Genomic DNA, 15,366 nt, shown 5'->3' on the forward strand with positions numbered 1-15,366 from the left:
GATCCATGCGCAGCCTGCATTTTCGTCAGGCTGCGCATTTGTATTTTCCGGATGTGTGCGGAACAGGCTTTGTCCTCTAGACACACGCTTTAGACGCCTGAGGGGCGAATGACCGACATGACGCACTTGCCCATGAGTGAAGCCGAACTGGAAATTGAAAAGCTGATGCAGCTTCATCCGAAGGGCTTTGACCTTTCGCTGGAGCGTATTACCGCTCTTCTTGAGAAGCTGGGCAATCCACATCGCCGCCTGCCGCCTGTCATTCATGTGGCCGGCACCAATGGCAAAGGCTCTGTCACGGCGTTCAGCCGCGCGCTTCTCGAAGCAGCCGGTCTTTCTGTTCATGTTCATACCTCGCCGCATCTGGTGCGCTGGCACGAACGATACCGCCTCGGCGTCCCCGGAGGCCGTGGTCGTTTCGTGGAAGATGCCGTATTTGCCAACGCATTGCGCCGCGTGGCTGATGCCAATGGCGGACAAAAAATCACAGTTTTTGAAATTCTGACGGCGGTGACGTTCTTGTTGTTTTCGGAACATCCGGCAGATGTTGCGATTATCGAAGTGGGACTTGGCGGTAGGTTTGATGCCACCAATGTCATCAACAGCCCGGCTGTCTCCGTCATCATGCCGATTTCGCTGGATCACCAGCCTTATCTCGGTGACAGGGTGGAACTGATTGCGGCCGAAAAGGCCGGTATTATGAAAAAGGGCTTTCCGGTCGTCATCGGCCATCAGCAGTTTGATGCGGCTCTTGAGGTTCTGGTCGGAACGGCCGAGCGGCTGTCCTGTCCCACCACTGTCTTTGGACAGGATTACGGTGCCCATGAGGAATTTGGCCGCATGATCTACCAGGACGAATTTGGCCTGTCCGATCTACCAATGCCGCGGCTTCCGGGCCGCCATCAGCTTGCCAATGCCGCTGCTGCCATTCGCGCCGTCAAGGCTGCAGGCTTCGAAGTCAGTGAACGCATGATGGAAAAAGCCATGCAGTCGGTAGAATGGCCGGGTCGTTTGCAGAGACTGATGGATGGCAAACTGTTTCAACTGGCGCCAAAGGGTGCTGAATTGTGGGTCGATGGCGGGCATAATCCCGGTGCAGGTGAAGTGATTGCCGAAGCGATGGCTGGTTTCGAGGAAAAGCAGCCGCGCCCGCTGTTCATCATCGCCGGTATGATCAATACCAAGGATCCGGTTGGCTACTTCAAGGCATTTGCCGATATCGCCGAATATGTCTTTACCGTGCCGATTGGCGGAACCGATGCTGCAATTGATCCTGTCGTTCTGGCACATGCCGCCTTTGACGCCGGATTGACGGCAGAGCCATCCTCGTCAATCGAGGAAGCGCTGCAGGAGATTCACGGCAGGCTGATGCTCGACGCACCGGCTCCACGTATTCTGATTGGTGGATCGCTCTACCTAGCTGGCAACGCGCTTTCTGCCAACGGCACACTTCCAGACTGACATCATTCAGGCTGGCTTTGCGGTCAAACTAGCATTCAGAAGCTGCCGGAATGACTTGCATTGTATATGCGACGGTGCAGGGCACTCGGCGACGTGGCGCAACGTGTCACGCAACGTCGTCAGTTCGCGGATCTGTGCATCGATCTGATCCGCCTTTTGATGGAAAACATCGCGCGATATCTGAGGCAGTCCATTCTGACCAAACATTCCGGCAATGTCCTGCAGTGAAAATCCTGCTGACTTGGCCATCGCAATCAATTTGAGTTGCAGCAGGACCTCGGGCGGAAACTGTCGACGCAAACCTTTGCGTGACACCGAGCCGATCAGCCCGGCTTCTTCGTAATATCGAAGTGCCGACGGTTTGAACCCGCTACGCGCCGAAACTTCGCCGATATCCAGAAATTTCATACTTGACCTCAAGTTGGCTTGAAGTGGCAGCATGCTCCTCGTTCGTTATTCAAACAAGAGGCAAAGATATGCAGCAAACGAAAGTAAGTGAACAACAGCGAATGACGAAAGGGGTAGTTTTTACCCTCTCATTATCGATGTTGCTGGCATCGCTCGGCACCAGCATTGTCAACATTGCCTTGCCAGCACTGGCTGAGGCGTTTTCGGCACCGTTTGCAGAAGTGCAAGCGGTCGTGGTCATCTATCTTGCTGCCATGACAGTATCCGTCGTCATCGCTGGCAGGCTCGGTGACCGGTTCGGTTTAAAGCCCATGTTACAAACTGGCCTTGGCTTATTTTGCCTTGCCTCATTTGCCAGTGCATTTGCGCAAAATCTCTGGTGGCTGATTGCTGCACGAGCACTTCAAGGTATCGGCGCAGCTTTTCTAATGACGCTCTCCATGGCCCTGATGCGCCAAATGGCAAGCCAATCGCGGATTGGACGGGCCATGGGACTGCTCGGAACCGTTTCCGCTGTTGGTACCGCTCTTGGCCCCTCGCTTGGTGGCCTGTTAATCCCGGTGGCGGGATGGCAGGGTATCTTCTGGCTGCAGATCCCTGTCACCGCAATCGCCTTGCTGCTGGCAGTTGTAATCCTGCCTGATGACGTCGCGAGAAAACAAACAGTAGCTGCTAGCATGCGATCGGTGTTCAACGCCGCCTTGGTCGCCAGTCTTGTCATCAATCTTCTGGTCGCCGCAGTGATGATGACGACATTGGTTGTCGGCCCATTTTATCTCGGCCTCAGGCTGGAGTTGCAGATTAATCAGATCGGCTTTGTCATGGCGATTGGGCCGCTCCTGTCGATCATCAGCGGTGTGCCATCGGGTCGACTTGTTGATGTCTGGGGAAGCAGGAGAGTGTTGTCCCTCGGGCTGATCTTGTTGGCTGCCGGCGCTTTTCTTCTGGCTTTTCTGCCTAACACGATTGGGCTGGTTGGATATATTGCGTCCATCATTCTGCTGACGCCGGGATATCAATTGTTCCAGGCGGCCAATAACACCGCAGCTTTGGCAGATGTGCCGAGAGAACAGCGCGGTACAGCATCCGGTGTCCTGACCATGTCACGCAATATCGGCTTGATTACCGGTGCATCGATTATGGGAGTTGTTTTCAGCGCCGGTGTCGGCACCGAAAATTTAGCAGATGCCACAAGTGAGGCCATAGGGCAGGGCATGCAGCTGGTTTTTCTATTCTCCGGCGCCATGATGATTGCTGCAATCGCTGCGAATATCGCGGCAGGCAGGCGTAGATGGGAAAGTCTGACTCGCGAGCAGCCATAAAAAAAGCCCGGCATGGCCGGGCTTTTAATCTGTATTCTGATTGGAAAATCAGGCTGCGCCAGCAATCCAGGCAGAGAGCGCGCTCTTGGGGGCAGCGCCTACCTTGATGTCAGCCACTTCGCCACCCTTGAAAACGGCAAGTGTCGGGATAGAGCGAACGCCGAACTGAGCAGCAAGCTCAGGGTTTTCATCGATGTTCAGCTTGGCAACCTTGACCTTGCCAGCCAGTTCATTGGAAATCTCTTCAAGGCTTGGTGCAATCATCTTGCACGGGCCGCACCATTCCGCCCAAAAATCAACAACGACAGGTTCGGAGGATTCGAGAACTTCCGACTGGAAGTTGGCGGTATCGACTTTAACGGTAGCCATCGCGGCTCTCCTTTCAGTGAAGCTTGTTGGCAAGCATGTGATGCGGCGGGGGCAGAATTTCAATGCCCTGTGTGCGGTTTTCCCGGTATCTCACTTTGTCTTGATTGCGGCAAGGGCCAGCGCGAGTTCTTTCTCATCCAGCGTCACAAGCTTTGCCGTTTCCGTGTAAACCAACGCGCAGACGAAGGTTTTACCCGGATAGAGCGGCTCAAGAATGCGTTTATAGATAGCGAGCTGCGCCTTATGGGAATGAGGCGTGTCAACATTGCCCTTTGGCGGAACACGGTTGGTTTTGTAATCGATGAGGATAACGTGATCGCCATCCACCGCCAACCTGTCGATACGGCCGGAGACTGCATAGTCGGTTCTGCCGAGGGTGAGCGTTCCCATGATAGAGACTTCCGCACGGCTATTGGCTGAGAAAGCAGCTTTCAACTCCGGATTGGCAAAGACAGAAAGCGTGGTTTCGATCAGATTGTCGCGTTCGCGCTGGGGCCAGAAGCGGGCGGCACGCTCCACGTAACGCAAGGCAGCATCGCGGCGTTCTTCTTCTGTAAAATCTGGCAGCATCTGCATCATGCGGTGAATCAACCGCCCACGTTGCAGTGCTATGCCCGAAGACGATGCTTTTTCCGTCGCAAACAATCGCGATGTTACGATCAGATCATCCGCACCATCATCGATGATTGTACCGGCACCGGAGGGGCTGAGAGGTCGCGGCAGATAGATCTGTGGTGGCAGCGGCTCGCCAAGTGCTGCCGGCAGCATGGGACTGTCATGATGTTGAACCTCTAGCGTGTCTTTTATTTCAGCAGATGCCCCGCCTGTACTTGCCCGCCATAAGAGACCACCCCATTCCTCGGCACCGCTTTTCAGCGTAATCGACTGGCAGCGTGTTTCATCCGAAGCAAGGCTTGCTGAAATCATTGCATGCCAGCAATCCGGATTTTCTTTCGGCCCGCGATATCCGCAGACAATCAAATGATCGGCAGCGCGGGTCATCGCCACATAAAGCAGGCGACGATATTCCTCTTCCGCCGACATTTTCAGCCGCGCTTCGTCGGCTTCGGTCAGCGTATTGCTGAAACCTTTGCCGGGTAGCCAGACCGGGAATGAATTTTCTGCGGCTTCGATAAAACGAAGTTTCGGCAGATGACTGTGGTTGAAAGCCTTTGATGCGCCATCCACCAGGAAAACCACTGGCGCTTCCAGACCTTTGGATGCGTGCACGGTCATGATGCGTACTTCATTACGCTCGTTGTCCTGCTCACGTTTGACTTCCGGGGAGTCGGTTTCCAGCACGGAGATAAAAGATTGCAGACCCGGCAGGCCGGCTCGCTCATGGTCGAGTGCAAAAGACAGGAATTCGTCCAGAACGTCACTCGCCTCATTGCCAAGCCGCGCAAGGAACAGCCTGCGTCCTTCATAGAGCGCAAGAATGGCGGCAAAGAAGTCATGCACCGTTGCGGTTTTGGAAAGCGTTATAAAGCCCTGCAGACGTTCCATTGCTGCTTGATACGGCGAGCGGCTTTCACCGCTGCATAACCGCTGCAGGTGCTGCCAGACGCTTTCATTGTCCTCCCGCTTGGCTGCTAAGGTAAAAATATCGTCTTCCGACAGGTTGAACAGCGGGCTTTTCAGAAGTGCAGACAGGGAAAGGTCATCCTGCGGCAAAAGCACAAAACGCCCCAGCGCCAGTAGATCCTGAATGGCGATGTGGTCGGTCAGCCGCAGGCGGTCGGCACCGGCAACAGGAATGTCGCGTCGTTTTTTCAGTTCGCGGGTCAGGGCGTTAACGAAGGCGTGGCGTTTGCGGACCAGAACGAGAATGTCCCCCGCTTCAATCGGCCGGGTCACGCCTTTCTCGGTAATGGTCTGATTGCCAATCATCTCACCGATCCGTGCGGCAATTCGACGGGCTAGAACGGCAGGCGGTGCACTTTCTGGTAGCGAATCGAACGGTGCCGTCCAATCGTCTTCGGTGTCAGCTTGCTCGGCGGCAATCATCTCCCACACTTCAACAGTACCAGCCTGGCCGATGCGGTTGGAGCGATGTTCGACCGGCTCTCCCGTAAAGCTCAGGCCTTTGGCATTTTCCTCATTGGAAAACACCTGATCGACAGCCGACAACACGTCTTCGGTGGAGCGGAAGGAAAGCGGTAGGCGCACCGGATGGAATACCTGCTCGACCGCCGTCACGCGTCGATGTGTGTCGCGGCGCTCCTGCGCAAATCGCTCAGGCCTGGCTCCCTGGAAGGAGTAGATGGATTGTTTTTCGTCGCCCACGGCAAACATTGTGCGGCGTGTTTCACGCGCCGTGCGACCATTGAAAAAATCGGCTGCCAGAGACTGGATGATGGACCACTGCACCGGGCTGGTGTCCTGCGCCTCATCGACCAGAATGTGGTCAATGCCCTGGTCCAGCTTGTAATGAACCCATGCACCGGCTGTATCGCGGTTGAGAAGTGTTGCAGCACGTTCGATCAGATCTTCAAAGTCCAACTGGCTACGTTGCTTCTTCAGATCCTCAAATTCGGCAATCAGCCTTTCTGCCAGTACAAGTGCAGCGCGGGTTGCAGATAGCATGCGAAGCGTGCGGTAGGTATTGCGGCAGGCCGCCACATGCTCCTTTGCCGCGGCAAAAGCGTCACCCAGTTCCGGTGCTGCTTTCGACATCGCCTTGTTGAACAGGAAGGCATCGGTTTTGGGCGTGCCTTTTTCGGTCAGAATGGCCGCCTCGACAAAATCCATTCGTTTGACTGGGTCGCTTTCCTTGATCGCCAGCCGCAGCTGATAGGCAACCACTTCTGCCCGCGCACCGCCAACCTCGTCGGCAAGCGTCAGATAGGCGTCCAGCAATGCACCACTGAGATAAGGTAGGGGCCAGTACGCGCTCGCGGCATCCTGTTCGCTCATGCCGTCAGGAATAGCAAACTCACGTCGCAGTGCCGTATCAATGCCACCGCTTTTGCGGGCCAGTGCCAGAAAGGCGTGAATAGGGTTGCGGCTGGCGACAATGGCGCTCAACAGACTTTCCAGCCCTGTCTCATCACCAATATCCAGAACGTAAGCCAAAGCCTGTGAAAGCTCGCTGTCGCGATCACTGGAAACACTCGTCAACAGTGTTCGCCTTGCTTCGGCAAGAAGCGTCGAAGCGGCACGATCGTCAAGCACCGAGAAGTGTCCGGCGACATTTGCTTCCAGCGGAAATTGGTGCAGAAGCGCTTCGCAAAAGGCGTGAATGGTCTGAATTTTAAGACCGCCCGGCGTCTCCAGGGCGCGTGCAAACAACCGTCTTGCCTCGGCAAGCTTCAACCGATCCGGCTGCTTTCCCTCAATTGTCGCGATGCGGCGCGCCAGATCCTCATCCGGCAAGGTTGCCCATTCCGCCAGCCGGTCAAACACACGGCTCGACATTTCAGACGCTGCAGCCTTTGTATAAGTCAGACAAAGGATCGCCGATGGGCGGCAGCCAGCCAATAGCAGGCGAATAACGCGTTGTGTCAGAACGTGGGTTTTACCGGAACCGGCATTGGCAGACACCCAGGCAGAACCGAGGGGATCCGACGCACGTGTCTGCTGGCTGACTGTCCAGTCGATCCAGCTTTTCGGATCGTCATTGGCCGGATTATCGATGTCTGTTTCGTAATGCATGGTATCACTCGCCATCGCCGTCTCCCGCCTCTGCGGTAGACCACTCGGAAACCCGGGCCAGATGGTCGTATTCGCCGCCATAGGTCTGCTGCTGCTCGGGAATGAGGCGTGAGGCGAAACCACGTTCGCCGCGTTGCAGAAGTCCTACGAATTTTTCAAGCTGCTCAACCGATTCGATGGCCAGTTCCAGCGCCGACTTCGGCTGCTTTTTGGTCGAGCGGGTCGAGTGTTCGTTGTTGACCTGTTCGGACAGGAAACGTTCGCCGGGTCTCAGGCGCACGTAAACGAGGTTTTCCGGCTCCTGATTGCCAACATTGCGAAACGCGCCGCCTCGCAGTGCAGCGGCTTCCAGCGCCAATTGCGGGTCGAGCAGGGCGCGTGCCTGTTGTACGGAAGGCGACAGTCCGGTCTTGTAGTCGACAATGTCGGCCAAGCCATTTTTTTTCAGATCGATCCGGTCGGCGATGCCGGTGAGGCGAATACCGGCAAGTGGCATTTCCATACCTGCGGGAACCTCGGTGAAAGTACGCCGGATATCATGATGGCGTGCCTTTTCCCATTCGATGAAAGAGTTGGCGACGGCTGCAAACCGCTGCCGCCATACGACATCAATATGTGCAGGTAGATTTTCCGCATCAAAACATGCGTTCAGAATCTGGTGCATGGCCTCATATGAAGCCGGTGTGCCGGGAACATGTTCGGCTGCTGTGTAGCGCTCAATAATGCGGTGATACAACGTACCGCGATCAGCGGCGCCGGGATCTCGGTTAAATTCATCGACTGGATCAAGTCTCAGAATACGGCGTGCGTAAATGGAATAGGGGTCACGCCGTAATTTGCCCACTTCACTGAAAGAATAGCTTTTTGGTTGCAGTTCGGCAGGCGCAATTGGCGAGGGGCGTCTGGCCGGATCTTGCGACAGACCGCTATCCAGCATGGCTGCCCATTGTCGGTAGGGTTCGCCACGCTCTTTCAGTTGTTTTGCGAAATTCGGCCCACCCAGCGCCAGCAGGCGCTGCAGCCAGCGGGAAGCCACAGATGGTGCCGAGCCCTGCCGCAGCGAGCGGGTATAGAATATGTCGCGTGTTCCATTGGCCATGTCGAAATCATGCGCTAATTGACCAATACGGCGCTCCGGTGGTTCCAGCCCAATGGCGGTTTTCATACTGCGTGAAAGGAAAGGATTGTTGGTGGTCTGGCCTGGCCAGACGCCCTCATTCAGGCCCCCAAGGATCATTGTATCCATGGTCTGCAAACGGGCTTCCAGTGCACCGAAAATAAACACGCGAGGATGGCTCATGGCGCGCGGCTTGGTCGATTCTCCCGCCACCAGCGCCATGACAATATCAATCCATTGCGGACCGTCAGCATCCAGAATGTCGCCACTTTCCATCAACTCGCCCAACAGGTTGGCAAGTTTATCACCGGCCTCTCCAGACCACAGGGCGGCCAGATCTCCGTTTTCATCAACGCAGATCGCTTCCAGCACGCGGCCCGTTCTTTCCGCCCATTGTGACAGGGGCAGACGATCCGTCCGCGGCCTGCCATTTTTGCCTTCGGACAGGAAAGTAGAGGTCAATGGTTCTATCGCTGGCAGGATTTTTTCTGCCAGCAGCGCTGCTTCTGTCGCAATCTCCTCCGGCAAAGCGCTGCGCCATTTTGGCGGATGGCGGTCTGTGCTGTGCTGCAGAAGCTGGTCGGCAAGCATGCCGCTGATTGTGGCAATGTCGACTTCCTCGGTACCGCCACGCAAAGCCAGAAGCTCGAGGCCGGTCATGCCCCGATCGTGTTCTTCAACCGTCGCACCGAACCGTGCAAGTGGATGTTTGAGAAGCGAGACTATCGCGACAGGATCACCCGGCCGCAAAATGGCCTCTAGTGCCAGCTGCAGGATGGTTGATTGTGATGTCGCTGTCAGTGGGGTACCGGCGGAATCGTCCGCCTCAATGCCAAATCGCGCAAGTTCGGTTGCCACCCGACGGGCAAGTGCGCGGTCGGGGGTAATGAGTGCTGCCTGAGACTGACCGCCTTGGCGACCGGGTTTTTCCAGTGCAAGACGTAAAGCAATGGCAATTGCCGTGGCTTCTTCGCGCTCATTTGCCGTTTCAATAAGGCAGGCGTTTTCAAACGCCTCTTCGAAAATTGAGTGAGGATTTTCATCCCGCCAACGACCCCAGTCGTCGGTGACCTGCGCAGGTGCCATGGCGGCAGAAAACACGGCGGCCCGTTTTTGAAGTGCTGGCGTTGGCGTTGAAAGGGCTTCCACGTCACGACGCAGCACGCCAAGCTTTTGCAACAGGACGAACAATCCATATTGTGGATGTGTACGGCTGGAAGGATCGTCCGGTTCGGTGGCAATCGCCAGCCAGTTCTCTTCGGGCATGGTGGTGTCAAGACCCGGAAGTACGACAACACCTTGCGGCAGTCGGGACACGGACACGATCAGATCAGCCGCTGCCGGAATAGAGCCTGTGGAACCGGCAACAATAACCGGGCCGCTATCGTTAAGTTTTGAAAGACGCTGTGCCTCAGCTCGCAAAACTGAATTCATGTGCCGTCCAGACGAAGAACGGTTTAGCTCGTTCAGCCGGGCTGGCCAGAACTGACTGGCAATTCTGAGAAAGTCGGCTGTCAGTTGCCACCACTGCGCATGTTCGCTGGTGTCCAGTTCGCCCAGCCGTTCCCAATCCAGTTCCTCGGTGTCCATGGCATCAATCACCTCGGCCAGTGACCGGGCAAGCCAAATAGCGTCGGCAGGGCTGGCGGGTGCGACAAGTGGCGAATCGGAATGCACTGCGCGGATCGCATCAGGCAGGCTGTTTCGCCAGGCTAGGATCAAACGGGCCAGTTCCAGAAGTCTTGCCGTGCCCGAAATTGGTGGAGCAAGATCAAGAAGCGCAGGTGTTTCGGCATCAAAAAAACCGCTATCGTCATCCGTTTCACCCAGTGGGCGAATAACCGGAAGAATGGCTGATTTACCGCCGAGAAGATCAACAAATTCGGAGCGAAGATTACGGGCCGAACGACGGGTCGGCACGTAAATCGTCACCCGTGCCAGTGACAGGGGATCGGTTGGATCGTAACGGTAATCCGGCGTTAGTTGGCCATTGCAGAGTGTTTCCGCAAGCGTCTTCAGAAACGGGCTACCAGCGGCGATAGTAACGATGCGCTGATGATGAGCGGAGCCGCTCATGCCGCAACCTCGCGGTTAAAACGGCGGATCGTCATTTCTGCAGCTTCAATAGCATCCGGCGTACCAACCGTTATCCATTCACCATCTAGCATGGTGCCAAAAAGGCGGCCTGCTGCGATCGCCCGGTCGAAATAGATATTCAGATTAAAGGGTTCGTCAGGCGCATCGGCAAGCAACCGCGAATCCATCGCGATTGCACCGGCGTAGACGACAGGATTGTCATCTCCATCACGGTAACGTGCCAGGCGACCGTCGTCGTTGAGGTTGAAGTCCTTTTTGCCATTGTGGCCCGTTGTATGCTCCAGCGTGACGCAAAGCATGGCCATATCCATCCGATTGCTGTCAAAGAATCCGGCTAATTTTTCGAGCGCCGTCTGTTCGAGGTCAGGGCGTTCGAGCCAGAACAGATCCGCGTTCATCACCATAACCGGGCCGGCTGGCAACAATTTCAATCCTTTGGCCAATCCACCACCTGAATCCATCAACCTGTCGCGTTCATCCGAAATCAGGATATTTGCACGATCATAGCGTGCCAGATGCTGTTCCATTTGCCCGGCATGGTGATGCACATTGATGGCAATGGTATCGATGCCAGCCTGTGTCAGGGCATCCAGGGCATAATCGATCATCGGTTTACCACTGATTGCCACCAGTGGTTTCGGGGTCGTGTCAGTTATAGGACGCAACCGGGTGCCAAGACCTGCTGCCAGAACCATTGCATTGCGAATTGTCATGTTGCCTGTTCGGTTCGAGACGTCATTTGTTCAAGCATGAGATGATCCGCAGACCACTCCACCGTTTTCGGTAGGATGCTTTAGAGAATGCCGATATCAGCCTTGATTAACCAGTCCCGCAAGGGGGAAAGCCGATCATTTTTTAATACGGCTTTAAGGTACTCCATCGTGCGCGGCATGTGGCGCATATATCCCGGTTTGCCATCCCGTTGCATCAAACGTACCCAGATGCCGGCGAGCTTGCAATTACGCTGTGTCGCCATAATGGCAAAGGTGTCGCGGAACTTCGTTTCATCAAACGTCGTGTCCTGCTGACGGCGCAACACAAGGTAACGTTCGAGAAGCGCGTCTGACAGATCAGGACGTATGGTCACACGTGCATCTTGCACCAACGACGCTACGTCATAGGCGGTTGGCCCGATCATCGCGTCCTGAAAATCAATGATACCGACCTTGCCCGCACCGGTTCTGTCATCACGCCAGATAATGTTTGGAGAATGAAAATCGCGTAGCAGCAAGTTTGTCTCGCTGTCGGCAAGCTGGTCGATCAGATCGTCCCAGATTGCAAAATATTCGTCACGCTCATCCTGGGATGCGGCAGACCCACGTTTCCACGGCAGATACCAGTCGATCAAAAGCGACACTTCCACTTTCATGGCGGCGCGATCGAAGCCGGGTATCGAATAGGTTTCGCTGTCATCAACCGGCAAAATGTCGGGTGTTTTCAACGCATGTATTCGGGCAAGACAGGCGACGCTTTCCAGATAACGTTCCGCTATCGGGTTGCCCGCTTCATCGAGAACCCCTTCGCGACCGAGATCTTCCAGCAGCAACAGCCCCTTGCCTATATCGGCGGCGTAAATGGCCGGTGCCGACAATCCATTGCGGGAGAGATAATTGCCTATAGCGATAAAGGCCGGTGGCGTTTGTGCAATATGGGCAATTTCCGCATAGGTCTTACCGTCCTGAATAACAGCACCTTTGGGCGGTGTCGGCCAGTCCATCAGGATTAGGTTAGGTCCGTCTTGAGGCAGAATGGTTTCATAGGCACGAGTAGACGCGTCACCTGTCAGAAAACGGCGTTTAGCCGTTCCATGACCAGCTTTTCCGAGAAAATCCGCGATATCCAAAACACGCTGCAGACGGTCAAGAATACGGGTTGGGCATTCCAGTTGCGCAATACGCCCGGTGCCGGAATGCTCCAGCTGCAACGTAAGCAGGCTGTCGCGCGGTAAATCCTCTGCTGCAATATCCGGCCACTCTATAAGGCAAATGCCATCTTTCAGCATTTCGTCCAGCCCGAGTTCGTCCAGTTCACTGACGTCCGACAGGCGGTAAAGGTCGAGATGGTGGACAGGTATGCGCAGATTGTAGCTTTGTACGATGGTGAAGGTCGGGCTTGGAACTTCAAGCTCTTCGTCTTCTGCCATGGCGCGGATGAATGCCCGCGCCAATGTCGACTTACCGGCTCCGAGATCTCCGACCAGAGCAATACAATCGCCGGGTTTCAAGGTCAGGGCAAGTTGCTCGCCCAGCCGCATCGTGTCCGCTTCTCCTGCCAGTTGGATATGCATGGTCGCGGACACGGGTTTGCTCACTCTGCAGCGATAGAGTGCGGGTTGATGTAGGACGGGATACGGCAGGTCACGACCGTGCCTTCGCCCGGCTTGCTGTCGATATGCACTTCACCCTTATGCAGGCTGACAAAGCTCTCGACGATCGAGAGACCAAGACCGGCACCACTGCGACGGCCGCCATTGCCACGGCTTGAGAAACGATCAAACACCGTCTTCAAAACGTCTTCTGGAATGCCCGGACCCTTGTCGGAAACCGAGAAGACAAAATCGCTGCCATTGCGGTTGCAGCTCAGCAGGATTGTCGAACCTTCCGGGGCAAAATTGGCTGCATTGGTCAGAAGCTTGATCAGGATCTGCTTCAGCCGCTGATGGTCGGCAACCAATGTACCGAGCTTCACCGGTGCGGCAATTTCCAGCTCGACATTGCTTTCATGCAGCTTGTCGGTGATCTGTTCAGCCACGTCGTCCAGCAAAGAGTTCAAGTCATTTTCGCTGTATTGCAGCTGCATGATACCGGCGTCCACGGTCGCCAGATCGAGAATGTCGTTCACGATGGTCAACAGCACGGACGACGATGTCGATATATGATCGATATATTCACCCTGCCGATCGTTCAGCGTGCCGATGCCCGGCGTCTTGAGCAGATCGGTAAAGCCAATAATATTGGTCAGCGGTGAACGAAGTTCGTAGGAGACGTGCTGGACGAAATCGTTCTTGAGTTCATCGGCTTTCAACAGCGCGTCGTTCTTTTCTTTCAAAGCCCGCTCTGCTCTTACGCTGTCAGTCATGTTGACGAAGGTCAGCATGGTCTGTGCGTCTGGCAATGGAATGATTGCATAGTCGAGCACCAGCCCGGAAAGCAGTTCCAGCGTACCCTGTTTGGAGCGCCGTTCATCATCAAAGCTGGTGATAAACTGGCTGAATTCCCGCCAGCCATCTGGCTTTTCATAGGATGCAGAGCAAGCCTTTTCGATGGCCTTGATGTGAGTGCCCGGTTCTGCCTGTTCAGCAGTAACGCCCCATAGCGCACGGAATGCCGGGTTGCACAGGCGGATACGCCCATCCGCACCAAACACCGCAACACCTTCGGCCAGATGGTCGATGGTCTCGCCCTGCACCTTGACCAACGTGTTGTAACGGGTTTGCAGGTCCACCTGTTCAGTAAGGTTTTCAAACACCCAGGTTGCGCCGCCCTGCGGATGCGCAGTTGCGATAACCCGCAGTGTCTGGCCGTTTGGCAGGTGCCAGAGATCGGTCTGTGTATCCAGCGAACGATAAACCGAGAGGGCAGATTCTTTCCAGCTCTTCCAGTTCAGTTCTTCCGGCAGCTTGCCTGCTAGTCGCAAACGGTCAAACAGTTCGGAATTGTCAGGATGGCCCTCAAGGAAAACGATATCCAGTTCCCAGAGACGCGCAAATGCCTGATTGTAGAACTGAAGTCGTTGCTGGCCGTCGAAAATCGCCACCGGCGTTGCCAGATGATCGAGCGTTTCGGCATGGCTTTTCAGCGTACGTTTCAGCTCTTCACGAATGGCCTCGGCCTGCGATGTATCAATCGCAATACCGGCAGATCCGCCCGGTGTCTTGACATCGACCACGTCAAAGAAGGTGCGATTGCCGTTCACGACGGTGGAAATTCGGTCGGAGAACGGCGATTCCGGCGTGGTGACGGCGCGGATTTTTTGGCGTGTCACGGTGGTCAGAAGTTCACGCTGTTCCTTGACGGCATCGGCGGCATTGCTGGAATCGACTGACTTGCCATAGGCGTGGTTAACCCAAAGCAATTGACCTTCGCTGTTGCGACGCCAGACAGGCTGTTCCAGCGCGTCGAGCAGTTCTTCAAAAGCATTGATGGAAGACAGCAATCTTTCGCGCTCGATCCGCAGTTCCGCCAGTTCGGCGCGCAGATTGCTAAGCGCAATAAAACGGGCAAATGCCTTGCCACCGGAAACGCGACCCTGAACCTCGATAACTTCATCGCGGTGGGTTTCAATGGTCAGGTCAAAACTCTGTGCATGGCTGCGCAGCTTTTCAATTGCCTTCTCAAGCTGGCTGGCTGAGCCGGATTTCAACCAGCGGCCAAATGCCAAGAAATCGGCATCATTTTGCGGAGCACCGGTCTCAATAGGAAGCTGCCCGATAAAATCTGGGCGCTTGCCGGTATTTTCCCAAACCACGATTCGGCGGCTCTTGTCGGAAATCAGTGCCTGATAGGTATCAATCTTCTGGTTGGCATCGGCAAGCGCTGTGCGGTAATCGCGGCTTTCCGCCTCGATATTGCCGCGCTGACGCACCAGCCAAACAACCGACAGCAGACTTGCTGCCAAAACGCCAATCACCAGCGAGAAGCCGATGGTCTCGCTGGAGGAGAACAGCCGCTCTCCGCTGGTAATGATTTTTGCTTCCTGTGCCTGCGCAACACCTGCCAGCGTCGTGCCGGACAGGAATGCAACAAAGCGACCACCAAAAACAGAAACCCGGTTGCGAGCAGTGCGATAGAACCGCACATGCGCGCCGGATTTTGGTGTGGGGCTTGTTTCGCCCACGTTTTTTTGCACCCGCTGAAGCGAGTTTTTTATCTCTACCGACATTTCCGGTCTGTCTCCGTCCGTTGTGCCGCTCATCGACAAGACATCCCATTTTCGCGT

Annotated in this window: 9 protein-coding genes; 2 read left to right on the top strand and 7 right to left on the bottom strand. The window is 55.4% G+C overall.

The window, feature by feature from the left end; all coding sequences use genetic code 11:
• Nucleotides 1-108 precede the first annotated feature (108 nt).
• Nucleotides 109-1,461: a bifunctional folylpolyglutamate synthase/dihydrofolate synthase gene (locus ACZ5FM_RS16545; RefSeq protein ID WP_464039265.1), complete on the top strand. Its 1,353-nt coding sequence runs from the start codon at nt 109-111 to the stop codon at nt 1,459-1,461.
• A 6-nt stretch (nt 1,462-1,467) separates the two neighbouring features.
• On the opposite strand, the gene ACZ5FM_RS16550 is transcribed toward ACZ5FM_RS16545, so the two are convergent.
• Nucleotides 1,468-1,869, bottom strand: coding sequence for a helix-turn-helix domain-containing protein (locus ACZ5FM_RS16550; protein WP_464039266.1), 402 nt, complete (start codon nt 1,867-1,869; stop codon nt 1,468-1,470).
• A gap of 101 nt (nt 1,870-1,970) precedes the next feature.
• Here ACZ5FM_RS16550 and ACZ5FM_RS16555 point away from each other — a divergent pair, with 101 nt between their 5' ends.
• A complete protein-coding gene (locus tag ACZ5FM_RS16555) occupies nt 1,971-3,191 on the top strand; it encodes an MFS transporter (protein ID WP_464039267.1) in 1,221 nt (406 codons plus the stop codon).
• 48 nt (nt 3,192-3,239) lie between these two features.
• On the opposite strand, the gene trxA is transcribed toward ACZ5FM_RS16555, so the two are convergent.
• The 6 genes from trxA to ACZ5FM_RS16585 all read right to left on the bottom strand — a co-directional run bounded on the left by trxA (nt 3,240) and on the right by ACZ5FM_RS16585 (nt 15,309).
• Nucleotides 3,240-3,560 (bottom strand): thioredoxin, encoded by a 321-nt coding sequence (gene trxA / locus ACZ5FM_RS16560; protein WP_192490614.1) that lies wholly within the window; start codon nt 3,558-3,560, stop codon nt 3,240-3,242.
• A 90-nt stretch (nt 3,561-3,650) separates the two neighbouring features.
• Nucleotides 3,651-7,229, bottom strand: coding sequence for a double-strand break repair helicase AddA (addA, locus tag ACZ5FM_RS16565; protein ID WP_464039268.1), 3,579 nt, complete (start codon nt 7,227-7,229; stop codon nt 3,651-3,653).
• On the bottom strand, nt 7,219-10,407 hold the full coding sequence (addB, locus tag ACZ5FM_RS16570; RefSeq protein ID WP_464039269.1) for a double-strand break repair protein AddB: 3,189 nt from the start codon (nt 10,405-10,407) through the stop codon (nt 7,219-7,221). Before addB ends, addA begins: the two co-directional genes overlap by 11 nt.
• Entirely contained in the window at nt 10,404-11,141 is a 738-nt protein-coding gene (locus ACZ5FM_RS16575; protein WP_464039270.1) for a nucleotidyltransferase family protein, read from the bottom strand. Before ACZ5FM_RS16575 ends, addB begins: the two co-directional genes overlap by 4 nt.
• Nucleotides 11,142-11,221: 80 nt before the next feature.
• Nucleotides 11,222-12,715, bottom strand: coding sequence for a tRNA (adenosine(37)-N6)-threonylcarbamoyltransferase complex ATPase subunit type 1 TsaE (gene tsaE, locus ACZ5FM_RS16580; RefSeq protein ID WP_464040487.1), 1,494 nt, complete (start codon nt 12,713-12,715; stop codon nt 11,222-11,224).
• A gap of 20 nt (nt 12,716-12,735) precedes the next feature.
• Nucleotides 12,736-15,309 (bottom strand): sensor histidine kinase, encoded by a 2,574-nt coding sequence (locus tag ACZ5FM_RS16585; RefSeq protein WP_464040488.1) that lies wholly within the window; start codon nt 15,307-15,309, stop codon nt 12,736-12,738.
• Between the last annotated feature and the right edge of the window lie 57 nt (nt 15,310-15,366).

This window comes from Agrobacterium sp. 5Ca50, from assembly GCF_055381905.1.

Bases quoted from the DNA above. Each gene is read 5' to 3' on its own strand.
- ACZ5FM_RS16555 (WP_464039267.1), top strand. From the start codon at position 1,971: ATGACGAAAGGGGTAGTTTTTACCCTCTCATTATCGATGTTGCTGGCA.
- ACZ5FM_RS16545 (WP_464039265.1), top strand. From the start codon at position 109: ATGACCGACATGACGCACTTGCCCATGAGTGAAGCCGAACTGGAAATT.
- ACZ5FM_RS16575 (WP_464039270.1), bottom strand. From the start codon at position 11,141: ATGACAATTCGCAATGCAATGGTTCTGGCAGCAGGTCTTGGCACCCGG.
- trxA (WP_192490614.1), bottom strand. From the start codon at position 3,560: ATGGCTACCGTTAAAGTCGATACCGCCAACTTCCAGTCGGAAGTTCTC.
- tsaE (WP_464040487.1), bottom strand. From the start codon at position 12,715: ATGCATATCCAACTGGCAGGAGAAGCGGACACGATGCGGCTGGGCGAG.
- addB (WP_464039269.1), bottom strand. From the start codon at position 10,407: ATGAGCGGCTCCGCTCATCATCAGCGCATCGTTACTATCGCCGCTGGT.
- ACZ5FM_RS16585 (WP_464040488.1), bottom strand. From the start codon at position 15,309: ATGTCGGTAGAGATAAAAAACTCGCTTCAGCGGGTGCAAAAAAACGTG.
- addA (WP_464039268.1), bottom strand. From the start codon at position 7,229: ATGGCGAGTGATACCATGCATTACGAAACAGACATCGATAATCCGGCC.
- ACZ5FM_RS16550 (WP_464039266.1), bottom strand. From the start codon at position 1,869: ATGAAATTTCTGGATATCGGCGAAGTTTCGGCGCGTAGCGGGTTCAAA.